The organism is Sulfitobacter sp. TBRI5 (assembly GCF_051013555.1).
Taxonomy (GTDB): Bacteria; Pseudomonadota; Alphaproteobacteria; order Rhodobacterales; family Rhodobacteraceae; genus JL08.
In genome coordinates this window covers 2,021,203-2,045,861 of record NZ_CP112884.1, presented here as the reverse complement: position 1 = coordinate 2,045,861, position 24,659 = coordinate 2,021,203, and the positions used below count along the sequence as shown (strand labels likewise).

20 protein-coding genes and 1 tRNA gene are annotated in these 24,659 nt (G+C 58.4%); 14 read left to right on the top strand and 7 right to left on the bottom strand.

Annotated elements, in window-relative coordinates:
- Positions 1-151 precede the first annotated feature (151 nt).
- The 7 genes from xdhA to OLX72_RS10250 all read left to right on the top strand — a co-directional run bounded on the left by xdhA (position 152) and on the right by OLX72_RS10250 (position 9,515).
- Positions 152-1,516, top strand: coding sequence for a xanthine dehydrogenase small subunit (gene xdhA, locus OLX72_RS10280; RefSeq protein ID WP_433990409.1), 1,365 nt, complete (start codon positions 152-154; stop codon positions 1,514-1,516).
- Complete coding sequence (gene xdhB / locus OLX72_RS10275) at positions 1,513-3,858, top strand: xanthine dehydrogenase molybdopterin binding subunit (RefSeq protein ID WP_114871296.1); 2,346 nt, start codon at positions 1,513-1,515, stop codon at positions 3,856-3,858. The genes xdhA and xdhB overlap by 4 nt, the downstream gene beginning before the upstream one ends.
- Positions 3,848-4,774 (top strand): xanthine dehydrogenase accessory protein XdhC, encoded by a 927-nt coding sequence (gene xdhC, locus OLX72_RS10270; RefSeq protein WP_114871297.1) that lies wholly within the window; start codon positions 3,848-3,850, stop codon positions 4,772-4,774. The genes xdhB and xdhC overlap by 11 nt, the downstream gene beginning before the upstream one ends.
- Complete coding sequence (locus OLX72_RS10265; protein WP_114871298.1) at positions 4,771-6,300, top strand: ABC transporter ATP-binding protein; 1,530 nt, start codon at positions 4,771-4,773, stop codon at positions 6,298-6,300. The genes xdhC and OLX72_RS10265 overlap by 4 nt, the downstream gene beginning before the upstream one ends.
- An 84-nt stretch (positions 6,301-6,384) precedes the next feature.
- Positions 6,385-7,467, top strand: coding sequence for an ABC transporter permease (locus OLX72_RS10260; RefSeq protein WP_433990408.1), 1,083 nt, complete (start codon positions 6,385-6,387; stop codon positions 7,465-7,467).
- Positions 7,467-8,387: an ABC transporter permease gene (locus OLX72_RS10255; RefSeq protein WP_114871300.1), complete on the top strand. Its 921-nt coding sequence runs from the start codon at positions 7,467-7,469 to the stop codon at positions 8,385-8,387. Before OLX72_RS10260 ends, OLX72_RS10255 begins: the two co-directional genes overlap by 1 nt.
- Positions 8,388-8,441: 54 nt before the next feature.
- Entirely contained in the window at positions 8,442-9,515 is a 1,074-nt protein-coding gene (locus OLX72_RS10250) for a BMP family ABC transporter substrate-binding protein (RefSeq protein ID WP_114871301.1), read from the top strand.
- 66 nt (positions 9,516-9,581) lie between these two features.
- On the opposite strand, the gene pssA is transcribed toward OLX72_RS10250, so the two are convergent.
- Positions 9,582-10,328 (bottom strand): CDP-diacylglycerol--serine O-phosphatidyltransferase, encoded by a 747-nt coding sequence (gene pssA, locus OLX72_RS10245; RefSeq protein ID WP_114871302.1) that lies wholly within the window; start codon positions 10,326-10,328, stop codon positions 9,582-9,584.
- A 3-nt stretch (positions 10,329-10,331) separates the two neighbouring features.
- Positions 10,332-11,024: a phosphatidylserine decarboxylase gene (locus OLX72_RS10240; protein ID WP_114871303.1), complete on the bottom strand. Its 693-nt coding sequence runs from the start codon at positions 11,022-11,024 to the stop codon at positions 10,332-10,334.
- Positions 11,025-11,214: 190 nt separating this feature from the next.
- Here OLX72_RS10240 and OLX72_RS10235 point away from each other — a divergent pair, with 190 nt between their 5' ends.
- From OLX72_RS10235 to OLX72_RS10225, 3 genes are all read left to right on the top strand, one after another.
- Positions 11,215-12,291 carry an NAD(P)/FAD-dependent oxidoreductase gene (locus OLX72_RS10235; protein WP_114871304.1) on the top strand — a complete coding sequence of 359 codons (1,077 nt, stop codon included), beginning with the start codon at positions 11,215-11,217 and terminating at the stop codon, positions 12,289-12,291.
- On the top strand, positions 12,291-12,947 hold the full coding sequence (locus tag OLX72_RS10230; protein ID WP_114871305.1) for a DUF938 domain-containing protein: 657 nt from the start codon (positions 12,291-12,293) through the stop codon (positions 12,945-12,947). The genes OLX72_RS10235 and OLX72_RS10230 overlap by 1 nt, the downstream gene beginning before the upstream one ends.
- 70 nt (positions 12,948-13,017) lie before the next feature.
- On the top strand, positions 13,018-13,353 hold the full coding sequence (locus tag OLX72_RS10225; protein ID WP_114871306.1) for a carboxymuconolactone decarboxylase family protein: 336 nt from the start codon (positions 13,018-13,020) through the stop codon (positions 13,351-13,353).
- Positions 13,354-13,414: 61 nt separating this feature from the next.
- Here the strand turns inward: OLX72_RS10225 and OLX72_RS10220 are convergent, their stop codons facing one another.
- The 4 genes from OLX72_RS10220 to OLX72_RS10205 all read right to left on the bottom strand — a co-directional run bounded on the left by OLX72_RS10220 (position 13,415) and on the right by OLX72_RS10205 (position 20,363).
- Positions 13,415-15,919 carry a GcvT family protein gene (locus OLX72_RS10220; protein WP_114871307.1) on the bottom strand — a complete coding sequence of 835 codons (2,505 nt, stop codon included), beginning with the start codon at positions 15,917-15,919 and terminating at the stop codon, positions 13,415-13,417.
- 220 nt (positions 15,920-16,139) lie between these two features.
- Positions 16,140-17,546, bottom strand: coding sequence for an FAD-binding oxidoreductase (locus OLX72_RS10215; RefSeq protein ID WP_433990407.1), 1,407 nt, complete (start codon positions 17,544-17,546; stop codon positions 16,140-16,142).
- 20 nt (positions 17,547-17,566) lie between these two features.
- Positions 17,567-19,348, bottom strand: a complete 1,782-nt coding sequence (ggt, locus tag OLX72_RS10210; RefSeq protein WP_114871310.1) for a gamma-glutamyltransferase — start codon at positions 19,346-19,348, stop codon at positions 17,567-17,569.
- Positions 19,349-19,376: 28 nt separating this feature from the next.
- The gene (locus OLX72_RS10205; RefSeq protein WP_114872409.1) at positions 19,377-20,363 is read right to left on the bottom strand and encodes a 2-hydroxyacid dehydrogenase; all 987 of its coding nucleotides are present in this window, start codon (positions 20,361-20,363) and stop codon (positions 19,377-19,379) included.
- A gap of 101 nt (positions 20,364-20,464) precedes the next feature.
- Between OLX72_RS10205 and OLX72_RS10200 the strand changes: the two genes are divergently transcribed.
- Positions 20,465-21,022 (top strand): SH3 domain-containing protein, encoded by a 558-nt coding sequence (locus tag OLX72_RS10200; protein WP_254684635.1) that lies wholly within the window; start codon positions 20,465-20,467, stop codon positions 21,020-21,022.
- 5 nt (positions 21,023-21,027) lie between these two features.
- Here OLX72_RS10200 and OLX72_RS10195 read toward each other — a convergent pair whose 3' ends face one another.
- Positions 21,028-21,930 carry a haloalkane dehalogenase gene (locus OLX72_RS10195; protein ID WP_433990406.1) on the bottom strand — a complete coding sequence of 301 codons (903 nt, stop codon included), beginning with the start codon at positions 21,928-21,930 and terminating at the stop codon, positions 21,028-21,030.
- 98 nt (positions 21,931-22,028) lie between these two features.
- Here OLX72_RS10195 and OLX72_RS10190 point away from each other — a divergent pair, with 98 nt between their 5' ends.
- The 3 genes from OLX72_RS10190 to OLX72_RS10180 all read left to right on the top strand — a co-directional run bounded on the left by OLX72_RS10190 (position 22,029) and on the right by OLX72_RS10180 (position 24,549).
- Positions 22,029-23,018, top strand: coding sequence for an NADPH:quinone reductase (locus OLX72_RS10190; RefSeq protein ID WP_114871312.1), 990 nt, complete (start codon positions 22,029-22,031; stop codon positions 23,016-23,018).
- 77 nt (positions 23,019-23,095) lie between these two features.
- Positions 23,096-24,409 carry a mechanosensitive ion channel family protein gene (locus tag OLX72_RS10185; RefSeq protein ID WP_114871313.1) on the top strand — a complete coding sequence of 438 codons (1,314 nt, stop codon included), beginning with the start codon at positions 23,096-23,098 and terminating at the stop codon, positions 24,407-24,409.
- A 65-nt stretch (positions 24,410-24,474) separates the two neighbouring features.
- Positions 24,475-24,549: transfer RNA gene (locus OLX72_RS10180), tRNA-Gln, on the top strand.
- Positions 24,550-24,659 lie beyond the last annotated feature (110 nt).

Sequence of the window (24,659 nt, the reverse complement as noted above, 5' to 3'; positions counted from 1 at the left end):
TGGCCCCGCGGCTGATATGTTTTTCTTGCCAGATTGCCCTATCGGTCCCTAACGTGAGAGAACAAAAACAAGACACAGACATCTTTTTACGTCGCATCAAAGGATCGTCTGCTGCTGTAAGTCCAACGGGGTAAAGCGACGAGTTTCAAAAGTGGACATTACTTTTCTTCTGAACGGGAGTCCTGTTGCGCTGTCGGGTGTGGACCCCACCATGACATTGCTGGATTGGCTGCGTGAAGACCGGGGCCTGACCGGCACAAAAGAAGGCTGCAATGAAGGCGATTGCGGCGCTTGCACCGTGATGGTTGTCGATGACAGGGGCCACAAGGCACTGAACGCCTGCATCCTGTTTTTGCCCCAGTTGCACGGCCGTGCCATACGCACGGTCGAAGGCATGCAGGGATCAAACGGTGAATTGCACCCGGTCCAACAGGCCATGATCGACTGCCACGGATCACAATGCGGGTTTTGCACGCCGGGCTTTATCACATCGATGGTGGTCGGTCATACGCAGGAACGCACGGATCATGACAACGTTCTGGCGGGCAACCTGTGCCGCTGCACCGGATACGCCCCGATCATCCGTGCCGCGCAATCTGTCGAAGATGCAGACCCGCCAGAGTGGCTGGACGACCAGCCCGAAACGCTGGACGCGTCACCGCAAGCTTTTGCCCCGGAAAGCAGCGATGCGCTGGCGGCGTGGTATCAGGCACACCCCGACGGCACATTGATCGCCGGGGCCACGGATGTTGGCCTGTGGGTCACAAAACAATTGCGGGATCTGGGGAATGTGGCGTTTCTGAACCGCTGCTGGGATCTGAAGCGGTTTGACATTACCGATGACACGATCCGCGTCGGGGCCGCTGTGACCATGACGGAACTTGGCGAAACCATGCAATTGCATTACCCGTCTTACGCCGAAATGATCCGGCGCTACGGATCCGAACAGGTGCGCAATGCGGCCACTCTGGGCGGGAACATCGCCAACGGATCCCCCATCGGAGATAACCCGCCGGCCCTGATCGCGATCGGCGCAACGCTTGTTCTGCGCAAAGGGGATGTGCGGCGCGAAATGGCGATGGAAGATTTCTTTGTCGATTATGGCAAGCAGGACCGCGCACCGGGCGAATTTGTGGAAACGATCATTATCCCGCGCGGCCAGGACAGGCTGCGCTGTTACAAGCTGAGCAAACGGTTTGATCAGGATATTTCAGCCGTCTGCGGATGCTTTAACATCTCGGCCGAAGACGGACAGATCAAATCCGCCAGAATCGCATTTGGTGGGATGGCAGGAATTCCAAAACGCGCAGCCCGTGTCGAAGCTGCCCTGATCGGCCAGCCCTGGACGACAGACACGATCCAGACAGCTACCGCCGCATTCGCGCAGGATTTCGAACCGCTCAGCGATATGCGCGCTTCGGCGGGATACCGGCTGGAAACCGCGAAAAACATGCTGGTACGGTATTTCAACGAAGCTCAGGGCACAGCCACATCCGTGCTTGAGGTAACATCATGAGTGTTGCCAAGCCCCTGCCCCACGACGCCGCGCGCCTGCATGTGACAGGGGCGGCGCGCTATGTCGACGATATCCCGACCCCGTCGGGCACGCTGCATCTGGCTTTTGGTCTGAGTAAGGTCGCCAAGGGCAAGATCACATCGATGGATTTGTCCGCCGTACGTGCGGCACAGGGCGTTGTCGCCGTGCTGACAGCCGATGATCTGCCGTTTGAGAATGATGTATCGCCGTCCATTCATGATGAACCATTACTGGCCACAGGCACTGTGCACTATGTCGGCCAGCCTTTGTTCGCCGTGGTTGCAACCAGCCATCTGGCCGCACGCAAGGCGGCCCGGTTGGGTGACGTAACTTACGAAGAAACCAAACCCGTTTTGACCATCGACGACGCAATTGCAGCAGGATCAATCTTTGAAGACGGGCCACGCATCTACAGCAAAGGCGATGCAAACAGCGCCATAGCCAATGCGGCCCACAGGATCGATGGCACCATCGAAATGGGCGGGCAGGAACATTTCTATCTGGAAGGTCAGGCAGCGCTGGCGTTGCCGCAGGAAGACGGCGATATGCTGATCCACTCCTCAACCCAGCACCCCACCGAAATTCAGCACAAGGTGGCCAATGCCATCGGCGTTCCGATGCACGGCGTACGGGTTGAAACACGCCGCATGGGCGGCGGATTTGGCGGCAAGGAAAGCCAGGGTAACGCGCTGGCCGTCGCCTGTGCGGTTGCGGCAAAGCTGACCGGCAAACCATGCAAGATGCGCTATGACCGCGACGATGACATGGTGATAACAGGTAAACGCCACGATTTCCGCATTTCCTATCGCGCCGGGTTTGACGATCAGGGGCGCATCGATGGTGTTGAATTCGTGCAATACGCGCGCTGCGGATGGGCGCTGGACCTGTCGCTTCCGGTGGCAGACCGCGCCATGCTGCATGCGGACAACGCCTATCATCTGCCGGCCGCACGGATTGAAAGCCACCGGTTGAAAACCAACACCCAGTCGGCCACCGCCTTTCGCGGATTTGGCGGGCCGCAGGGGGTCTTGGGAATTGAACGTGTGATTGACCATATCGCCCACCATCTGGGGCTGGACCCGCTGGCCGTGCGGCGCGCGAACTATTACAAGGCGGCGCGGGAGTTGAGCACAGATGCCTCCGGCGGAAGTATTTCCGAAAAGATGAAAACCAAAGGGTCAGAAGCGCAGACAACACCCTATCACATGCCGGTCACGGATTTCATCTTGCACGAGATGACCGACGCACTGGTCGCATCCTCGGATTATGAAGCCCGGCGCGCGGCCATTGCCGAATGGAACGCGTCGAGCCCCGTGTTGAAGAAAGGCATTGCGCTCACACCGGTGAAATTCGGGATTTCCTTTACCCTGACCCATCTTAATCAGGCGGGTGCACTGGTGCATGTCTATCAGGACGGATCGGTGCACATGAACCACGGCGGCACCGAAATGGGTCAGGGTCTGTTTCAGAAGGTGGCGCAGGTGGCCGCCGCGCGGTTCGGAGTGGATGTGGACAAGATCAAGATCACGGCCACGGATACGGCCAAAGTGCCCAACACGTCGGCAACGGCAGCCTCTTCGGGCAGTGATCTGAACGGTATGGCGGTAAAGGCGGCCTGTGACACGATCCGCGACAGGATGAGCGCGTTTCTGGCCGAACTGCATCAAAGCACGTCAGAACAGGTCCGGTTTGAAGATGGTCATGTGCATGTGGGCGGCACGCGCTATACCTTTGCCGAGGCGGCAATGCTGGCCTATCAGAACCGGATCAGCCTGTCGGCCACCGGGTTTTACAAGACACCCGATCTGGACTGGGACCGGATCAAGGGCACGGGCAGGCCGTTTTTCTATTTTGCCTATGGCGCGGCTGTGACCGAAGTGGTGATCGACACCCTGACCGGTGAAAACCGGATATTGCGGGCCGATATCCTGCATGATGCAGGCGCATCCTTGAACCCTGCACTGGATATCGGGCAGGTCGAAGGCGCTTATGTGCAGGGGGCCGGCTGGCTGACGACGGAACACCTTGTCTGGGACGATCAGGGCAGATTGCGCACCCACGCCCCATCGACCTACAAGATCCCGGCCTGTTCGGATCGTCCCGACCAGTTCAATGTCGCATTGTGGGATGCAGAAAACCGCGAGGATACGGTGTACCGGTCCAAGGCAGTCGGCGAACCGCCCTTTATGCTGGGGATATCGGCATTCATGGCGCTGAGCGATGCCATCAGCACCAGCGGCGACCGGTATCCGGCACTGGATGCGCCGGCAACTGCAGAGTGTGTTTTCAGCACGCTCAAGGCGGTGCAGAATGGCGTTTGACGTACAATCCCTGCGCGATGCGGTTGCACGCCACGGGCACGTGGCCCGCATCGTGCTGGCCGAGGTCAAGGGATCTTCTCCGCGCGAAGTCGGCGCCGCCATGCTGGTTTGGGCGGACGGGCAATCCGGCACCATCGGCGGCGGAGCGCTGGAATACGAACTGGCCCGCGCCAGCCGCAATTTGACCAGCGACACGTTGACCCGCCACGCGCTGGGCCCCGACATGGGCCAATGCTGTGGCGGTGCGGTGCGGGTGTTGACCGAATTTTACGATGCGGCACGGATTGAAACGCTGGACAATGAAGTGATCGCGCGTGGACCGGGCGACATGCCACTGGCCGTAAAACGGATGTTGGCGGACGCGCGCAATCAAGGGGTCCGTCCTACGCCACAACTGGTTCAGGGATGGTTTATCGAGCCTGCACATCGCGCCGAACGCAGCGTTTGGATCTGGGGTGCAGGGCATGTGGGCCGCGCGATCGTCGCGGTGCTGGCCCCCCTGCCCGATCTGGCAATGACATGGATCGACACCGGCGCAGACCGGTTTCCAGCGGACATCCCTGATCATATAAGCGTTGTGCCCGCGGCCGATCCGGCCCGTCTGGCTGAACACGCCCCAGAGGACGCAAGCCATCTGATCCTGACCTATTCCCACACGCTTGATCTGGAACTGTGTCATCGCCTGTTGCTGCGGGGCTTTGGATTCTGTGGCCTGATCGGATCGAAAACCAAGTGGGCACGGTTTCGCAAACGGCTTGCCGCGCTGGGGCACAGCCCGGCGCAGATCGACGCGATCACATGCCCGATCGGGGACCCGGAACTGGGTAAACATCCGGCGCGGATCGCGATTGGCGTAGCCGCTGATTTCATAACAGAAAACCGAAATGACACCTCCCGACAGGAGAGACGCGCGTGACAAAGAAACCATCCGATACCCTGCTGCGTATCCGCGGGCTGACCAAGGCCTATCCCGGTGTTGTGGCCAACAGCGATGTGTCTTTTGACATCGGTGTTGGCGAGGTCCACGCCTTGCTGGGTGAAAACGGAGCCGGAAAATCAACGCTGGTCAAAATGATTTATGGCCTTGTCAAACCCGACAGCGGCACGATGGAAATGAACGGAGCCGATTTTGCGCCCCCCGAACCGCGCGCAGCCCGCGCCAGCGGTGTTGCGATGGTGTTCCAGCATTTTTCGCTGTTCGATGCGCTGAACGTGGCCGAAAACATCGCCCTGGGCATGGAAAACCCGCCAAAGATGCGGGATCTGGCCACCCAGATCCAAGACGTGTCAGAACGCTATGGCCTGCCTCTTGATCCCTACCGTGTTGTCGGTGATCTTTCAGCAGGCGAACGTCAGCGCGTTGAGATCATCCGCTGCCTGCTGCAGGATCCGAAACTGTTGATCATGGATGAGCCGACATCGGTTCTGACCCCGCAAGAGGTCGATATCCTGTTCCAGACCCTGCGCAAGCTGAGTGCCGAAGGCACCGCAATTCTGTATATCTCGCACAAACTGGAAGAAATCCGCGCGCTTTGTGACCATGCAACCGTGTTGCGTCTGGGAAAGGTCGTTGGCGAATGCACGCCAGCCGATACAACCGCACGCGACATGGCCGAAATGATGGTCGGCACGATCCTGAAAACGCCGACACGTGCCGGGCGCGACATGGGAGCGGTCGCACTGGAACTGAAAAACCTGAGCGCGAAATCCCCCGGTGCCTTTGGTACATCCCTTAAGAATATCAGCTTTGCGGTTCAGGCAGGCGAAATTCTGGGGCTTGGCGGGGTTGCGGGAAACGGGCAGGACGAACTTCTGGCCGCGCTGTCTGGCGAGATCAGAACAGATCCGGACATGGTGCAGATGCATGGCATTGGCATCGGCCAGATGGGGCCGGCGCAACGTCGCCGCCAGGGACTGCTGAGCGCGCCCGAAGAACGGCTGGGTCATGCCGCAGCACCCGATATGAGCCTGATCGAAAATGCCATGCTGACAGGTGCTGTGCGCGAGAAGCTGGTGAATAACGGGTTTCTGAAATGGGGCAAGGCGCAGGAATTTGCCGAGCGCATTATCAAGGATTTTGATGTCCGCACGCCGGGTGCCGCCAACGCGGCGCGGGCGCTGTCGGGGGGCAACCTGCAAAAATTCGTGATCGGGCGCGAGGTGTTGCAGCGCCCCGAAGTTCTGGTGGTGAACCAGCCGACATGGGGGGTGGATGCCTCTGCGGCGGCTGCAATCCGGCAAGCCTTGCTGGATTTGGCCGCAGGCGGGGCAGCACTGGTTGTCATTTCGCAGGATCTGGATGAACTGATGGAAATTTCCGACCGGTTCGCTGCCCTGAACGAAGGGCGTTTGTCTGATATCCGCCCTGCTGCGGGTCTGACCGTGGAAGAGATCGGAATGATGATGGGCGGGGCCCACGGGATGGAGGTGGCCCATGTTTGAGCCTGTTACTGACCTGAAGTGGCGCCGATCAAAGACGCCTCCGGCGGGGATATTTCTGAACAGAAGAAGCACCGGAGGTGCCCGATGATCCATCTTGTTAAACGCCCGCTGCCATCGCGTGCATGGTCGATGGCGACGCCCCTCGTGGCGGTGCTGGCAACCATGGTGTTTGGCGGCCTGCTGTTCTGGGCGCTGGGGAACAATCCGTTTATCGCCATTCGAACGATATTCTGGGATCCGCTGTTTGGGGAATTCGCGTTTTTCTACCGTCCGCAATTGCTGATCAAGGGTGCGCCCCTGATCCTGATTGCCATCGGATTGTCACTGGGATTTCGCGCCGGCATTTGGAACATCGGTGCAGAAGGCCAATACATTATCGGCGCTCTGGTCGGCGCGGGCGTGGGCCTTGCCTTTTATCCGCTGGAAGCCTGGTACATCTTTCCCCTGATGGTGATTGGTGGTGCGTTTGGCGGATGGGCCTGGGCAATGATCCCGGCGATTCTGAAGGTGAAATTCGGCACCAATGAAATTCTGGTCTCTCTGATGCTGGTTTATGTGGCCGAACAGTTGCTGGCATCGATGTCTTTGGGATTGCTGAAAAATCCCGAAGGGTTCGGCTTTCCGGGCAGTCGCAACCTGCAACAATATGAAAGTGCGCATAATGCCGAGATTATCGCAGGGTCCGGTATGCACTGGGGGGTTGTCGCGGCCTTTATCGCGGTGATTTTCGCCTATGTGCTGCTGAACCGGCACATGCTTGGGTTTCAGATCAAACTGACAGGTCAGGCGCCGCGCGCCGCACGGTTTGGCGGCGTGAACCCGGCGCGCCTGATCCTGTTCTGTCTGGGCGCATCCGGCGCGCTGGCCGGGTTGGCGGGATTGTTCGAAGTGTCGGGCCCATCCGGTGTGGTCAGCATCGACTTTAACGCAGGGTACGGTTTTACCGCGATCATCGTGGCCTTTCTGGGCCGGCTGCATCCGGTGGGCGTTTTGCTGGCCGGATTGCTGATGGCGCTTACCTATATCGGCGGCGAGATCGCACAATCCAATCTGCAACTGCCCGCCGCCGCCATTCAGGTCTTTCAGGGGATGCTTTTGTTTTTCCTGCTGGCCTTTGATCTTCTGACAAATTACCGCATCCGGTTGCGCCAAGGGGAGGTTGCCTAATGGACCTGTCAGCCATCAATCCTGTTCTTCTGATCGCATCCCTTATGGTCGCGGCAACGCCTATCCTGCTGGCCGCCATCGGCGAGCTGGTTGTCGAAAAATCCGGTGTGCTTAATCTGGGTGTCGAAGGCATGATGATCGTCGGAGCCATCAGCGGTTTTGCCATCGCGGTTGAAACCGGATCACCGATACTGGGGTTCTTCGCCGCGGCAATCGGCGGCGCGCTACTGTCTGTTCTGTTTGCGCTGTTGACGCAAGTGGCGCTGGCCAATCAGGTGGCGTCAGGGCTGGCGCTTACACTGTTCGGGCTTGGCCTGTCCGCGCTTTTGGGTCAGGGCTATGTCGGTGTCAAACCGCCGCCCACGGCACGTCTGGATATCCCGGTGATCAGCGATCTGCCCGTGATCGGCCCTATCCTTTTTGGTCATGATCCGATCCTGTATTTCGGCATCGCCCTGACGGCTGTCGTGTGGGCCATGCTGAAGTTCACCCGCGCCGGTCTGATCCTGCGCGCGGTCGGCGAAAGCCATGATGCCGCGCATGCACTTGGATACAAGGTGGTGCGCATCCGTTTCATGGCGATCATGTTTGGCGGCGCCTGCGCGGGCCTTGGCGGCGCTTACATCAGCCTGATCCGGGTGCCACAGTGGACAGAGGGCATGACGGCCGGTGTGGGTTGGATTGCGCTTGCGCTGGTGGTGTTTGCAAGCTGGAAACCGTGGCGGGCGTTGCTGGGTGCCTATTTGTTTGGCGGTGTCACCGTGGTTCAGCTGAATCTTCAGGCGGCAGGCGTTGCCATTCCTGTCGAATATCTGGCAATGTCACCGTATCTGATAACCATTCTGGTTCTGGTGATCCTTTCCGCGGACAAAAGCAGCGCACCTGCCTCGCTTGGCCGTAATTTCCACGCCTCACACTAGGGGCACAACGATGCCCCGGTTCATGGGGCCAACTTACAAAATGGGGAAGTCTAAATGAAACTCACAAAACTCCTGACCGGTGCCGTTGTCGCGCTGGGTCTGGCCACCGGCGCAATGGCGCAAGACAAGACCAAGGTCGGTTTCGTCTTTGTCGGGCCCGTCGGCGATGGCGGCTGGACATATGAACACAATAAGGGCCGTTTGGCTGTCGAAGAAGAATTCGGCGATGCGGTTGAAACCGTATTTGTCGAAAGTGTTCCTGAAGGCCCGGATGCCGAGCGGGTGATGACGCAAATGGCACTGGACGGCGCCGATCTGATTTTCACAACCTCGTTCGGATACATGGACCCGACGATCAACGTGGCCAAGAAATTTCCGGACGTGAAATTCGAACATGCGACCGGTTACAAACGCGCGGACAACGTTTCCACATATTCCGCGCGGTTCTACGAAGGCCGTGCCATTCAGGGCCACATTGCCGGAAAGATGACCAAATCGAATATCATCGGTTATATCGGCTCCTATCCGATCCCCGAAGTGATCCGCGGTATCAACAGCGCCTATATCCACGCCAAGAAGGTAAACCCTGACGTCGAATTCAAGATCATCTGGGCCTACACTTGGTTTGATCCGGCAAAAGAGGCGGATGCGGCCAAGGTTTTGATTGAACAGGGCGCCGACGTGGTCTTGCAACACACGGATTCAACAGCCCCTCAGGCAGCGGCGCAGGCAGCCGGCAACGTAGTGACCTTTGGTCAGGCTTCGGACATGGGCGAATATGCCCCGTTCCCGCGTGTTTCATCCATTATCGATGATTGGGCACCTTACTACATCGCGCGCACCAAGGCCGTGATGGACGGGACATGGGAAAGCATGGACACATGGGACGGTATTGGCCCGGGCATGGTTGGTATCGGCGAGATTTCCGATGCAGTACCCGCAGACGTGAAAGCCGAAGCGCTGGCAATGAAGGCCGCTATTGCGGACGGGTCATACCATCCGTTCACAGGCCCGATCAAGAAACAGGACGGCTCCGACTGGCTGGCCGAAGGCGAAGTGGCCGATGATGGCACACTGGCTGGCATGAACTTCTATGTTGAAGGGATCGAAGGCGACATCCCGAACTAATCCGGGATACCAAACGCTTTGCAGAAAAGGCCCCGTTGCGAAACGGGGCCTTTTTTATTGGCGCGCCTAATCTGCGGCGCGGCGCCATGATGAAAGCCATGCCCACAAGACGCTGACGAAATAAGCCGCAGCAACAATTGAAAGGGTAAGCCACAGATAATTCAGCAGGGCCGCAACAACACAGGCAAAGCCAAGCAGGAAATACTTCACGTTTTCCCGCGATACGGTCATGAATTTGAACGAATAGGTCGGGATGCGGCTGATCATCAGCAAACCGACAGTGGCCATCCAGACGAATATCACCTCGTTGGGCAGATGCGCGCCGTCATCATCCAGAAACGACAGGAAAAGCGGCAACAGGATCAGCATCGCGCCCGCCGGTGCCGGCACCCCGACAAAGTATTTGCCGTTCTTGGCATCAATGTCTGTCTTTTTGCCAACATTGAACCGCGCCAGACGGATCACGCAGCAGACCGAAAACAGCAGCACGGCAAACCAACCCGCCTTTGGCATATCCTGTAAGGTAAACAGATATATCAGAATGGGGGTCGCCACCCCGAAATTCAGAAAGTCGGCAAGCGAGTCTAGCTCGGCGCCCATGGGGCTTTCGCAATTCAGCAGACGGGCCAGACGCCCGTCGATACCATCCAGTACGCAAGCCGCAAGGATCAACAGGACGGCCGTCGAAAACTGGCCCTGAAACCCGAACCGGATGGCGGTAAGCCCGGCGCAAATCGCTGCAAGCGTCACCAGATTGGGTAGCAGTTGAACGATCGGCATTTCGGTTTTAGTGGGCGGTCCTTCAAAAGACATGCTTCACCCCGTCCGCGCGGTGCGCGCTGTTTCGGTTGACGCCAGATCCGCCAGAACCGTTTCACCCGCAACCATGCTTTGCCCGACGCTGACCATCGGGGCCACACCATCCGGCAAATACACATCCACGCGCGATCCAAACCGGATAAGGCCAAACCTTTCGCCCGTATCAATCGCGCGCCCTTTGTCCACGAAACACACAATCCGGCGCGCCACCAGTCCGGCAATCTGAACCACTGCAATCTGGCGCCCGTCTTGAAGTTCAATGCACAGCGAATTGCGTTCGTTGTCCGCGCTTGCCTTGTCCAGCGACGCATTGAGAAACTTGCCCGGGCGATAGGCCACCGCGACGATCCGGCCGCCAATCGGCGCGCGGTTAACGTGGCAGTTGAAGACGTTCATGAAAACACTGACACGCGTCAGCGGCGCGTCTGGCATGCCCAACTCAGCTGGGGGTACGGCGGGTTCGATCAGGGATACGACACCGTCTGCCGGGCTGATGATCAACCCGTCGCGTACCGGTGTCGTTCGTGCGGGGTCACGAAAGAAATAGTAGCACCACACCGTTAGCAAGACACCAATCCATCCCAGAACCGGCGTCAGCAGAAACAGAAAAACCGTGATTGCGGCAAAGATAGCCACGAATTTCCGGCCCTCCGGATGCATCGGTTTGATAAAAGTGCCTAGCATTGTCATGTGAGCAGTTCGCCTTTCTGGCCAAGTTCTGCTGTCTATATCCCCTTGGCCTGCAAGTTCAACGTCTAAGCCGCACAGAAAGCACCTGACGTTGCTGGCGCAGATCGCTAAAAACAACGTTAACGGTTGCGGCAACGCCAAGACCATGCAACCCATTTGCCGTTCCACCGCTGTACACTGAAGGCAGGATATGAGCGACATTATTGTAATCGGGGGCGGTATTGCCGGTGTTTCGGCCGCCGCGCGGCTTGCGCCACATGGCACCGTGACCGTTCTGGAAGGTGAAAGCGCGCTGGGCTATCACGCCTCGGGCCGGTCGGCGGCTCTGTTCGAGGCCAACTATGGCCTACCCCCGACCGTCGCGTTAAGCGTCGCCAGTGCGGATTATCACAGAACGGCAAACGGGGGATACATATCGCCGCGCGGGTTGCTGATACTGGCACGGGAAGCCGATGATGCGCAGTTTGAAGCGGATCGGGTTGCGCTGGATCTGGACGTTCTGACCCCGTCCGAGACATGCGAACTTGTGCCGATCCTGAACAAGGACAGGATTGTGCGCGCCGGATACCACGCCGAGGCATGGGATCTGGACACAGACAGGATGATACAGGATTTTGCCCGCACGGTCCGTCAGGCCGGTGGAAAGGTTCTGACCGGCGAGACGGTCTCGCAGATCACGCGCGCCAACGGAAAATGGATCGTTACCACAAACACACAAACGCACCGCGCCGACATTCTGGTAAATGCGGCAGGCGCATGGGCCGACACGATTGCAAGGATGGCAGGCATTGCCCCGCTGGGGATCACCCCCCATCGCCGTTCCATGGCACGCCTTCCGGCCCCCGGCGGGCATGATGTTTCAGGCTGGCCCATGTTCTTTGGTGCAGGTGAAACATGGTACGCCAAGCCGGATGCCGGAAAACTGCTTGTCTCGCCCGCAGACGAAGACCCGGTTGAACCCCATGATGCCTACGCCGACGATATGGTGCTGGCCGAAGGTCTTGCCCGCTATGAAGAGATGGTAACAACCCCGGTTACCCGGGTTGAAACCAACTGGGCGGGACTGCGCAGTTTTGCCCCCGACAGAACACTGGTGCTGGGCCGCGATCCGGTTCAACCAGATTTCGTCTGGTGCGCAGCACAAGGGGGATACGGGTTTCAGACAGCACCGGCGGCATCGCAACTGGTCGCCGATCTGGTCACAGGCGTGCAACCGGTGCTGGATGCGCAGACCGTTGCCGCCCTGTCGCCGGCACGGTTTTCCTGATGCCTGAACGCAAGCCACCGCACACGGCCAGCATTGCGCACGCGGCCTTGGGCGAAAAATTGTCAGCGCCGGCGGCTTTGCGCAATGCGGATGCATTATGTGACGTGATCGGGATCTATGCGCCAAAAGACGGCCGCGCTTTGGAAATCGCCAGCGGCACCGGACAGCATGTTCTGCGCTTTGCGGCAGTTCGGCCCGATCTTGTCTGGCAACCGACCGATATCGCAGATGATCGTCTCGCAAGCATCAATGCCTATATCGCAGAAGCGCAGGTATCCAACGTGCGCCGCGCGCAACGTCTGGATGCCACGCACCCCGGATGGGCTGCAGAACATGCCGGTTCATCCCTGATCCTTTTGATCAATCTGCTTCACCTGATCAGTCACGCGGAAACAGAGATTCTGATCCGTGAAAGTGCAAAGGCCCTGGCCGCGCAAGGCTTGTTCTTTGTTTACGGGCCATTCACCCGCGCCGGAGAGTTCACCAGCCAGGGTGACCTGTCATTTCATGACAGCCTTGTCTCTCAGGATCCGGATATCGGCTACAAGGATGATTTCGATGTGATCGATCTTGCCCAGTCCGCAGGTTTGGACTTGCGCGCGGCCATCGAAATGCCTGCCAACAACCTTGCCCTGATTTTTGTTCGCCCTGCGTGACTTAGATCAAGGCGATCACATTCCGTTTTGCGCATTCATTTCCTGACCAAATGGCAAACAGGATCACGATATGAGCTGGCAAGACAAACTGGACGACACTCGCACCGAACTGCGCAATCTGAACGGCGCAATCCCTGACACCGCCAAGGCATTCGGTGCCTTGGGCAAAGCGGCCAAGGACGGAGGTGTTCTGGACTACAAGGTCAAGGAATTCATCGCCTTGGGGATTTCCATCGCAGACCGGTGCGAACCCTGTATCACCCTGCATACCGAAGCGCTGGTCAAAGCCGGGGCCACCCGCGAAGAAATCAGCGATGTGCTGTCGATGAGCATCCAGATGGGTGGTGGCCCGTCGCTGATGTACGCGGCCAAGGCGCTGGCCTGTTACGACGCGTTGAAGGCGTGATGTTGAAACGGCCCCGATGAATAGTCGGGGCCGTATTCCTGTGGCGTCTTAGGCGGGTCGGCTATCCGTCGATGCGAATGGTCGCGTTTGACGGATCATAAGGGCTGTCTTCGGTGATCGTCGCGTCCCAAAGCTGGTCAAGCATTTTAACCTTCAGCGTGGTGCCGGCCACAGCCAGTTCCGGCGGGACATAGCCCATGCCGATGGATTTTTCGAACGCCACGGAATATCCGCCCGACGTCAAACGCCCGACACGGGTATCGCCGTGGTACAGCGCCTCGCGTCCCCACGGGTCTGCATCGTCAGGTCCGTCGATCAGCAAGGTCACGCATTTCGAACGGATGCCGATTTTTTCCATCGCGGCCTTGCCGTGAAAGTCCTTGGACAGATCGACAAATCTTGGCAGATCCGCTTCGATTGGGGTCGCATCCCGGCCCAGTTCGGTGCCGAAGGCGCGGTAAGATTTTTCCTGACGCAACCAGTTTTGCGCCCGTGCTCCGACCAGTTTCATACCGTGTTTTTCGCCCGCCTTTTCAAGCAGATCGAACAGATAGTTCTGCATTTCGATCGGGTGATGCAATTCCCAGCCCAGTTCGCCGGTATATGCCACGCGGATTGCATTCACCGGACACATACCAAGTTCGATCCGTTGCGCCGAAAGCCAGGGGAAACGCTTGTTCGACAGCGCCGTGGCCGGATCGCCATCCTTGATTACCTCGGCCAGAACATCACGCGATTTCGGTCCGGCAATGGCGAAAACACCCCATTGCGTGGTCACATCCTGAATTTCGATGTACCCGAACGCGTCCGCCTTGTCCTCGGCGGCCTTGCGCAGGAAATCGGCGTCATATTCTGTCCATGCACCCGCGGACACCAGATAATACTCGTGCTCTTTCAGTCGCACGATGGTGTATTCAGTGCGTGTGGTGCCCGCCGCCGTCAGCGCATAGGTCAGGTTGATCCGGCCCACACGCGGCAGTTTGTTGCAGGTGAACCAGTCCAAGAACGCAGTAGCGCCCGGCCCTTTTACCACATGTTTGGTGAACGCGGTGGCATCAATCAGGCCCACCCCTTCGCGCACCGCCTTGGCCTCGTCCACGGCATATTGCCACCAGCCGCCGCGACGGAACGAACGCGCATCGTGATCGAAATTTTCCGGCGCATCCAGCGGGCCAAAATAATTTGGCCGCTCCCACCCGTTCACAAATCCGAACTGGGCGCCACGCGCCTTTTGCCGGTCATAGGCAGGCGATGTGCGCAACGGGCGGCAGGCGGGGCGTTCTTCGTCGGGATGGTGCAGAATGTAGACGTGATCGTAGCATTCTTCGTTTTTGCGCGCGGCAAATTCGGTTGTCATCCAGGTGCTGGAATAACGCTTGGGATCCAGCGCGGCCATATCGATCTCGGCCTCGCCATCCACCATCATCTGCGCCAGATAATAGCCTGTGCCACCGGCCGCCGTGATCCCGAAGGAAAATCCTTCGGCCAGCCACATATTGCGCAGCCCCGGTGCCGGTCCGACCAGCGGATTGCCATCCGGCGTGTAACAGATCGGGCCGTTGAAATCGTCCTTCAGTCCGCTTTCCTCGCAGGACGGTATGCGGTGGATCATTGCCATGTACTGGTTTTCGATCCGCTCCAGATCAAGCGGGAACAGATCGGCGCGGAAACTGTCGGGCACGCCATATTCGAAACAGGCAGGCGCATTTTTTTCGTAAACGCCCAGAATCCAGCCGCCCCGTTCCTCGCGCACATAAGATTGCGCATCGGCATCCCGCACAACCGGATGTTCCGCACCACCTTCGGCACGGTACTTCACCAGATCCGGATCCTGATCCATCACGATGAACTGGTGTTCGACCGGAATGGCGGGCATCCGGATTCCCAGCATCTTGGCAGTGCGCTGTGCGTGGTTGCCGCTAGCGGTGACAACATGTTCGGCGGTGATGACGATCTGTTCGTCTGACACCACCAGATTGCCACCCTTTTCGACCATCTTGGAACAGGTCACTTCCCAATGTGTACCGGTCCAGTGGAACGCGTCGGCCTGCCATTTGCGTTCTATCATCACGCCGCGCTGACGCGCGCCCTTGGCCATCGCCTGCGTCACGTCCGCGGGGTTAATGTACCCGTCCGTGTGATGATAAAGCGCGCCCTTGAGGTCGTCGGTGCGGATCAGCGGCCAGCGCGCCTTGATCTCGTCCGGGGTCAGCCATTGATAGGGAACATCACAGGTTTCAGCAGTCGACGCATAAAGCATGTATTCGTCCATGCGTTCGTCTGTCTGCGCCATACGAAGGTTTCCGACAACCGCAAACCCGGCGTTCAGACCTGTTTCTGCCTCGAGCGATTTGTAGAAGTCCACGGAATACTTGTGAATATGCGTTGTCGCAAAGGACATGTTGAACAACGGGAGCAACCCCGCAGCATGCCATGTTGATCCCGATGTCAACTCGTCGCGTTCCAGCAACATGACATCGTCCCAACCGGCCTTGGCCAGATGATAGGCAATAGATGTCCCGACGGCCCCGCCGCCGACGACCAATGCTTTGACCTGCGTTTTCATAATTCCGCGATTCCCTAAAGAGTATGTTGGCGCCACAATGCCAAACCGCCCTGCCGCACCACACGGTTCCCCCGACCCATGAATGCGCGAAACCGACCTGCGCGCGCAAAAATGCATTCCGCGTCACCGCCTTGCAATTTGCCGGCTGCCCGTGGCGACTGGTGTGTATCCGTATTTTTGGCAAAAAGAAGCCTGTGCGCTTTCACGCACATATCTGCTTTTAATCGGACACGAATATCTTGCCGGGGTTCATGATCCCTTGCGGATCAAGCGCCGTCTTGATCGCCTGCATGTAACGCGTTGCCGGCCCCAGTTCCTTGACCAGATAGGGTATCTTGCCCTGTCCGATACCATGCTCCCCCGTACAGGTTCCGCCCATTGAAATGGCAAGATCATTCAGCCAGCCGACAAATCCGTCCGCCTTGGCCACCTCTGCCGGATTGTCGCGGTCGATCAGCAAAAGACAGTGAAAATTGCCATCCCCGACATGGCCGACGATCGGGGCCAGAATGCCCAGTTCAGCCAATCGGGATTGTGCCTTATCCACGCATTCGGCAAGCCGTGAAATCGGCACACAAACGTCTGTCGAAATGCCTTGTGCGCCGGGACGCAGTTTCAACGTCGCCCAGTAGGCATCATGGCGGGCCTGCCAGAGCGCGTTGCGTTCTTCCGTCGTGCGCGTTGCGGTATAATCGCTGGCGCCGAACTCTTCCGCGATGTCGCCAAAGCTTTGCGATTGTTCGACAACGCTTGCCTCAGAGCCATGAAACTCCAGCAGCAGCAGTGGCGTGTGCGGCAGATCAAGGTTTGAATAGGCGTTCACCGCCTGCACCGTCAGGGCATCCAGCAATTCGATCCGCGCCACCGGAATGCCGCACTGGATCACCGCAATCACCGCCTGACAGGCCGCATCGACCGTTGGAAAGGAACAGCGCGCCGAAGATATCGCTTCGGGGATGCCGTGCAGTTTCAGGGTGATTTCCGTAATCAGGCCCAATGTGCCTTCGGACCCGACCAGCAACCGCGTCAGATCATAACCGGCCGAAGATTTGCGGGCGCGCGTTGCGGTTCGGATCACCGTTGCATCGGCCATCACCGCCTCAAGCGCCATGACATTGTCGCGCATCGTGCCATAGCGCACGGCATTTGTGCCTGATGCGCGCGTGGACGCCATGCCGCCCAGTGAAGCATTGGCACCGGGATCAATCGGGAAAAACAGGCCCTGATCGCGCAAATGAGTGTTCAGTTGTTCGCGCGTGACACCGGGTTGCACCACACAATCCAGATCTTCGGCGTTGACCGCCAGAATGCGGTTCATGTTGCTGACATCCACAGAAATGCCCCCCGCCGGGGCATTCACATGGCCTTCCAGAGACGTGCCCGTTCCAAAGGGAACCACCGGCACATTATGGGCCGCACAGATTTCGATGATTCCCGCCACCTCTGACGTGCTGGAGGGAAAGACCACCGCATCAGGGGACTGGTTTGTGATCCATGTCGTTGTGTGCGCGTGCTGTTCGCGCATGGATTGACTGGTGTGAAACCGCTCGCCAAAGCGCTGTTTCAGAATGCCCAGCGCCGTGCTGATACCATCTTCGTTACGCGGTAATGTTGTCGCCTGAACCATGCGTTCCCCCTAAACCGCGATCATTCGCCCAGCGCAATGCCTTCGCGGCGCGGGTCGGCACCGCCCGTCAATTGATCGCCGATTGAAATCGCGTGTAATCCCGAATTGAGATCACGCACAGATACGTCAAACCCGATGCTCTCCAACGCGCCCTGAAGCGCGACCGCGTCGGTGCTATCTTCCAGATCAAATGTGCCGAAGCGGTTTATCGCATGCGGCAACGAGACCGCCTGTTGCACATCCAGTCCCCAATCCAGATGCGCAATAATCGTTTTGGCAACATAGCCAATGATCCGGCTTCCCCCCGGTGACCCGACAGCCAGAACCGGTTTGCCATCTTTCAGAACAATCGTTGGCGCCATCGAGGAACGCGGACGTTTTCCCGGCTCCAGCCGGTTCGCAATCGGAACACCATCGACATGGGTGCGAAACGAGAAATCGGTCAATTCATTGTTCAGAAGAAACCCACCAACCATAAGCCGCGATCCAAAGGCATTTTCGATGGTTGTGGTCATCGACAGGACATTGCCCTGTCCGTCCACGATCGAAATATGCGAGGTGGACGGGAATTCGATTGATGTATCATCGGCCCAGTTCAGGGCATGATCGAATTCGGGGCTGCCGGGGCCCACATCGGTCAATGCCATCGGCCCGCCTAGCTGTTTCGCGCGCTGTGCCAGATAGCCCGGTGCGACAAGCCCGTTGGTCGGGACGGGAACAAAATCACTGTCGGCCATGAAGCGGCCCCGATCCGCAAAAGCCAAACGAGATGCATCGCCGATCAGACGCCAGCTTTCGGGGTTCTTTGCCCCCAGCGCGGCCAGATCAAACGGCTCCAGCATGCCCAGTATCTGGCCTACTGTCAGCGCCCCGGACGAAGGCGGGCCCATACCGCAGACCTGATAGACCCGATATCGGGCGCAGACGGCCTCGCGTTCCTTGACGGCGTAAACCGCAAGATCAAGTGTCGACAACACACCGGGGTTGCCGGGGGCCGACCGCACGGTATCGACGATACTACCCGCAAGCGATCCGCTGTAAAAGGCAAGCACACCTGCGTTGGCCAACGCTTGCAAGGTATTGGCATATTCAGGGTTTTTCAGAACATCACCCGCCTTAATCGGCGTTCCACCCGGCAGAAAATAGGCCGCAGTTGTCGCAAATCGCGACAAGCGTTCAGCATCCTGATCCACCAGACCGGCAAGGCGCGGCGAAACGGTAAATCCGTTTCGTGCAAGTTCCGTAGCTTCCGCCAGCAGTTGCGCCCAATCCAACCTGCCCCATTTCTGATGGGCAAGCGCCATCAAGGCAGGCGTGCCCGGCGTTCCGACCGATCTGCCGCCCACAACCGCATCAAAAAACCCGAGCGGTTCACCCTTATCATCCTGAAACAGGGTCGGTGTGGCCGCCAAAGGCGCGGTTTCGCGCCCGTCCAGCGTTGTCAGCTTGCCACTGGCTGCATCATACCAGACCAGAAACGCACCACCGCCAAGGCCCGAGGATTGCGGCTCAACCAGACCCAGAACGGCTTGCACCGCCACCATTGCATCAGCGGCATTTCCACCTGCGCGCAAGATACGGGCGCCGGCCTCGACCGCCAGAGGGTTGGCAGCGGCCACCATCCACGCATCAGATTGTACCGGTTCACCCGACGACTTGGCAGCCAGCGCCCGCTGGACAACATCGGATGATGTTTCGAACACACCGGCAATACTGCTTTCCGGTTGCACGGAATCGGCCGTCTGTTGTGCCCATCCCGCGCTGGCAAGCAAAAGGCAAAGGAACGTCATAGTGAGGCGCATCGGGTCGTCCTTTCGTTCAGGGCGTTTGCTACAGCATGGACGGTACGACCTGATCGGGCGGGCGATGTCCGTCGTCAAAGGTTTTGATATTGATCAGAACCTTTTCCCCCATTTCAGCGCGCCCTTCGCGCGTGGCCGACCCCATATGCGGCAACAGCACCACGTTCTTGAGTTCGCGCAATCGGGGATTTATTTCGGTTCCGTGTTCGTAGACATCAAGACCGGCACCCGCGATTTCACCGGCGCGCAGCATGCGGGTCAGCGCGTTTTCATCAATCACTTCGCCGCGTGACGTGTTGACGATGACAGCCGAGGGTTTCAAAAGCTTCAGACGCCGCGCATTCATCAGGTGGAAGGTGCTGGGCGTGTGCGGGCAATTGATACTGATCACGTCCATGCGCGCCACCATCTGATCCAGACTGTCCCAATAGGTCGCTTCCAGCGCATCTTCGACTTCGGGGCGCAACCGTTTGCGGTTGTGGTAATGGATTTGCATGCCAAAGGCCCGCGCACGTCTTGCAACGGCCTGTCCGATGCGGCCCATTCCCAGAATACCAAGCCGTTTCCCACCGACGCGCCCGCCCAAAAGGGCCGTTGGCGCCCAGCCCGTCCATTCTCCGGACTGCATCAGGGCCAGACCTTCGGGAATGCGGCGCGTGACGGCCAGAATCAGCGCCATCGTCATGTCGGCGGTGTCATCGGTCAGAACACCCGGTGTGTTTGACACCAGAATGCCACGCTGGCGCGCGGTTGCCACATCGATATGGTCAACCCCTGCGCCATAGTTCGCGATCAGTTTCAACCGGTCACCCGCCTGCGTGATCAACGCATTGTCGATGGTATCGGTGATCGTGGGCACGAGAACATCCGCGTTTTGCAGCGCCTCGATCATTTCTGTCCTGCTCATCGGTGTATCATCGCTGCGCAGGCGCACGTTGAACAGTTCAGACAATCTTGTTTCTACCGCTTCGGGCAACCGTCGCGTCACAACAACACTCAGACGTTCTGTTGGCATCATTATCCTTCCTCGGGCTTTCCTTGTTCACCCGCTTTGTGGCATGGTGGCCGATGTAAAGACGGGGCACAAGAACCTCGCACAGAAATCGACGGTCAGACATGAATTCAGGCACTTTTTCCGGCATAACCATGCGCAGGCCTTTGGGTCGTGCCATCGCGTTGATGCTGTGTCTGGTCACTGGTCTTGGCGCGGCTTCGGCAACACTGGCGCAATCTGGCGACGTGGCTGTCAGAGGCCCCGTTACCAATCTGCCGCTGCCGCGGTTTGTTTCGATGAAAGCCGCAGAAGGCAACGTTCGGCGCGGTCCTTCGCTCAGCCATCGGATCGACTGGGTGTTTACGCGCCGTGATATGCCGCTGGAAATCACAGCCGAATACGGTCACTGGCGTCGCGTTCAGGATCGTGACGGAATTGGCGGGTGGATTCACTATTCTTTGCTGTCGGGCAATCGCACCGTGATCATTGATAAGGATATGCTGACCCTTCACAGCCGTCCGGATGAGACGACGCCGATTACGGCCGCGCTTGAACTGGGTGTGGTGGCGCGGCTGGGCGAATGCAACCCGGACTGGTGCCGCCTGTCATCCGGTGGCTTCAAAGGATGGGCCAAAAAAGACGCGCTTTGGGGCGTGGCACCAGATGAGATCCGGGATTAAGCGCCTTACCCGCTGATAAAGCGGTTTACGATCGAGGCAAGTTCCGGCCCCACGTCTTCCTGCAGAAAATGGCCGGCATCCGGCAAAATCACGTGGGACTGGCCTTGCGCGCCCGGCACCTTTTTCTGAAACACCTTTTCAATACCGGCCATAACCCTGTCATCCGCCCCGAATGCGGTCAGGAACGGTTTGTCAAACTGGCGCAACCCTTCCCACGCCACGCGGTTTGGCTGTGACGCGGGATCGTCCGGCCGGCACGGCACAAGCATCGGAAATTCGCGGGCACCCGCGAGGTAGCTGGCATCGGGAAACGGCGCGTCATAGGCCGCTTCTTCCGCCTTGGTCAGTTTCGATTGCGTTCCGCCCGAAACGATGCGGCCACTGCGAAACACAGGGGTGTCCTGCGAATACGCGCGCCAGTTCAGGAACGCCTTGTTCATCGGGTGATCTCCGGTTGGCAAAGCGGTATTGGCGGCGACAACGCGGGCGAACCTGTCCGGCATATCCGCCACAAGGCGCAAACCGATCAATCCGCCCCATTCCTGACAGACCAGCGTGATGCCGGTCAGCTTCAGGCCCTGAACAAAGGCGGACATCCAGTCGACATGCCTCTGATATGTATAATCGCTGCGATCCGCAGGTTTGTCGGACCGTCCAAAACCGATCAGATCAGGCGCAATCACCCGATGCCCGGCCTGCACCCAGATCGGGATCATATGGCGGTAAAGATAAGACCAAGTCGGCTCTCCGTGCAGGGCCAGAACAGGCGCTGCGAGCGATGATCCTTCATCCAGATAATGCAATCGCAACCTGCCGCCATCAGGGTCAGGTACATCAACATAATGCGGCGCAAATGGATAATCGGACAGGTTATCTAACCGCGCGTCAGGTGTGCGCAAGGCTTGCATCGGCTGTTCCTTTCTGCTGGCAACAGACTAGCAATTCACTCGCGCATTGCTAGTGTGCGCCGAATCCGATGATGTGACCCGACCTGAAGGAGGTTCAATTGAAAGCAATCACCTACACGCGTTTTGGGTCTGCAAAGGACGTGTTGCACCTGCAAGACATGGCGGCCGAACCTCCTGCCGCGGGCGAAGTACAGATTGAAATGCGGTTTTCAGGGGTCAACCCGTCCGACGTCAAGGCGCGCGCCGGTGCGCGTGCGGGTGTCACCGAATTGCCTTATCCGATGATCATTCCGCACAGTGACGGTGCCGGCATCATCAGCGCCGTAGGCGAAGGCGTGAACCGCGACCGGATCGGCAGTCGGGTCTGGGTCTGGAACGCCCAGTGGCGCCGCGCCTTCGGAACAGCGGCCGAATTTTGCACCTTGCCGGCGCAACAGGCCGTCCCGCTTGGCGATGACGTGTCTTTTGAAACCGGCGCGTGCCTTGGCATTCCGGGATTGACTGCGGTCCACACCGTATTCAGTGGCGGTGACGTCGCTGGAAAAACCCTGCTGATACAGGGCGGCGCCGGAACCGTCGGATTTCTGGCCGTCCAGCTGGCAAAATGGGGTGGTGCCCATGTGATCGCCACGGCCCACCCCCGCGCGCACCAGCGGATTCTGGATGCCGGGGCCGATACCGTTCTGGATTACACCGCCCCCGATCTGGCCAATCAGGTGCTGGAAGCCGCCAAGGGCCCGGTAAAGCGCATCATCGAAGTTGAATTTGGCGTCAACGCAGAACTGGATGCGACCGTCATCGCCGAAAACGGCACCATAGTCTGTTACGGCTCTGCCAAGAAGATGGAGCCCGCTCTTCCCTTCTATCCGCTGATGTTCAAGGCCGTTACCTTGGAAATGGCGCTGATCTACATCCTGACAGATACCCAGCGTTCTGCTGCAATTGCGCGACTGGGCGATGCCCTGTCCGATGGCGCGTTGACCTGTCCGATAGATCAAGTCTTTGATCTGGCCGGTTGTGCCAAGGCTCATGATATGGTGGCCGCCGGACATCGCGCCGGGGCTGTTCTTGTCAAAACAGCACTTTGACACCATCGAACCGGTTTATACTGCCGCATACCTGCGCTAGGCTTACTGCATTCCTGACGCCGATACGGGCATTTCAAATGCGTTTCTTCTGGGTAGTGTTGTTTGTTGTCCTTTCTGGCGTTGCGTCTGCGCAAACGACGATCCAGCCCGAAGGCACGATATCTGTAGAAGACAGCGCGACGCAGGACGCCGCAATTGCCAATCGCATTCGCGGAATTCTGGCGGAACTCGACGGGTTTGAAAACGTCACGGTAACCGTATCGTCCGGCATCGTCACCCTGCGCGGCACAACGCTGGACGGCGAAACCGCCACGCGCCTGAACACGATCGCAGGCCGGGTGGCGGGTGTTGTGGCGATAGAAAACGAAGTCGTTGAAACCACCGATGTGGTGGAACGGCTGAACCCGGCCGCACAGCGTTTTATGGCACGGCTGAACCAGTTTGTAGCCTTTCTGCCGTTGGCCGGCGTGGCCCTGATCGCCTTTGCCGCCGTTGTTTTCCTCGGATTTGCACTTGCTCGCCTGAAACGCCCTTGGGAAAGGATCGCGCCCAACGCATTTATCGCTGATATCTATCGCCAACTGGTACGGCTGGCCTTTGTTCTGGCGGGTCTGGTGGTCGCGCTTGATATCATCGGGGCAAGCGCATTGCTGTCGACCATATTGGGGGCCGCCGGTATCGTTGGTCTGGCAATCGGCTTTGCCGTCAAGGATACTGTCGAAAACTTCATAGCATCGATCATGCTGTCGATCCGCCAGCCGTTTCGCCCCAACGACACGGTTGAAATCGAAGGTGATACCGGCAATGTGATCCGCCTGACCAGTCGCGCGACCATCCTTTTGTCCTTTGACGGCAACCACATCCGGATACCGAACGCGACCGTTTTCAAAAGCCGCATCGTCAATTATTCGCGCAATCCCGAACGCCGGTTCGTGTTTGATCTGGGTGTGGCTTATGGCACCGATCTGTCCATGGCACGGCAACTGGCGCTGGATACCTTACAGGGGCTGCCCTTTGTGCTGGACACACCGGCGGCGAATGTGTGGGTCGAAAACCTCGGCGACAGTACCGTTGTGTTGCAACTGGCCGCGTGGATCGACCAGACCGAAACCAGCTTTGTCCTGGCGCGCGGAGAAGCCATGCGCGTTGCCCTGACCGCCTTTGAAAATGCCGGCATTGAAATGCCCGAACCGACCTATCGTGTTGTCAATTTCGACCAGGACACGAAAACCGCCCCGAAACCCGAGGCAACGGCACCTGCTGCAAAACCGGAAATCACTGTTGAAAATGTAAAAGCCGATGCGGAAGGCGAATTGGAACACATCATCAACGACGAACGAAACGACCAGAATACAGAAGACCTTTTGAAACTCGACGCGCGGGAAGAGTAACTTCGAAATTTTTACGAATGTGCTCTTGAATTGCCAGATGTTCGGGCGTAATTAGCCACCTGTGTTGGGATGTGGCCTAGCGGTAGGGCAACTGTTTTTGGTACAGTAGATCGTAGGTTCGAATCCTACCATCCCAGCCAAACACTTCTTCAAATGCAGACGATACGACTATCGCTTCATATAGTGACGTGTTTACCGTGGGTTACATGTACTCCTAATTATCGCAGACCGTATGTATCCGTCAAATAAG

Excerpts from the sequence above, each read along its gene's own strand:
- OLX72_RS10235 (WP_114871304.1), top strand. The coding sequence starts at position 11,215 with ATGAGCGACATTATTGTAATCGGGGGCGGTATTGCCGGTGTTTCGGCC.
- xdhC (WP_114871297.1), top strand. The coding sequence starts at position 3,848 with ATGGCGTTTGACGTACAATCCCTGCGCGATGCGGTTGCACGCCACGGG.
- OLX72_RS10225 (WP_114871306.1), top strand. The coding sequence starts at position 13,018 with ATGAGCTGGCAAGACAAACTGGACGACACTCGCACCGAACTGCGCAAT.
- OLX72_RS10260 (WP_433990408.1), top strand. The coding sequence starts at position 6,385 with ATGATCCATCTTGTTAAACGCCCGCTGCCATCGCGTGCATGGTCGATG.
- OLX72_RS10195 (WP_433990406.1), bottom strand. The coding sequence starts at position 21,930 with ATGCAAGCCTTGCGCACACCTGACGCGCGGTTAGATAACCTGTCCGAT.
- OLX72_RS10230 (WP_114871305.1), top strand. The coding sequence starts at position 12,291 with ATGCCTGAACGCAAGCCACCGCACACGGCCAGCATTGCGCACGCGGCC.
- xdhB (WP_114871296.1), top strand. The coding sequence starts at position 1,513 with ATGAGTGTTGCCAAGCCCCTGCCCCACGACGCCGCGCGCCTGCATGTG.
- pssA (WP_114871302.1), bottom strand. The coding sequence starts at position 10,328 with ATGTCTTTTGAAGGACCGCCCACTAAAACCGAAATGCCGATCGTTCAA.
- ggt (WP_114871310.1), bottom strand. The coding sequence starts at position 19,348 with ATGCGCCTCACTATGACGTTCCTTTGCCTTTTGCTTGCCAGCGCGGGA.
- OLX72_RS10255 (WP_114871300.1), top strand. The coding sequence starts at position 7,467 with ATGGACCTGTCAGCCATCAATCCTGTTCTTCTGATCGCATCCCTTATG.
- OLX72_RS10185 (WP_114871313.1), top strand. The coding sequence starts at position 23,096 with ATGCGTTTCTTCTGGGTAGTGTTGTTTGTTGTCCTTTCTGGCGTTGCG.
- OLX72_RS10250 (WP_114871301.1), top strand. The coding sequence starts at position 8,442 with ATGAAACTCACAAAACTCCTGACCGGTGCCGTTGTCGCGCTGGGTCTG.
- OLX72_RS10240 (WP_114871303.1), bottom strand. The coding sequence starts at position 11,024 with ATGACAATGCTAGGCACTTTTATCAAACCGATGCATCCGGAGGGCCGG.
- OLX72_RS10220 (WP_114871307.1), bottom strand. The coding sequence starts at position 15,919 with ATGAAAACGCAGGTCAAAGCATTGGTCGTCGGCGGCGGGGCCGTCGGG.
- OLX72_RS10200 (WP_254684635.1), top strand. The coding sequence starts at position 20,465 with ATGAATTCAGGCACTTTTTCCGGCATAACCATGCGCAGGCCTTTGGGT.
- OLX72_RS10215 (WP_433990407.1), bottom strand. The coding sequence starts at position 17,546 with ATGGTTCAGGCGACAACATTACCGCGTAACGAAGATGGTATCAGCACG.
- OLX72_RS10205 (WP_114872409.1), bottom strand. The coding sequence starts at position 20,363 with ATGCCAACAGAACGTCTGAGTGTTGTTGTGACGCGACGGTTGCCCGAA.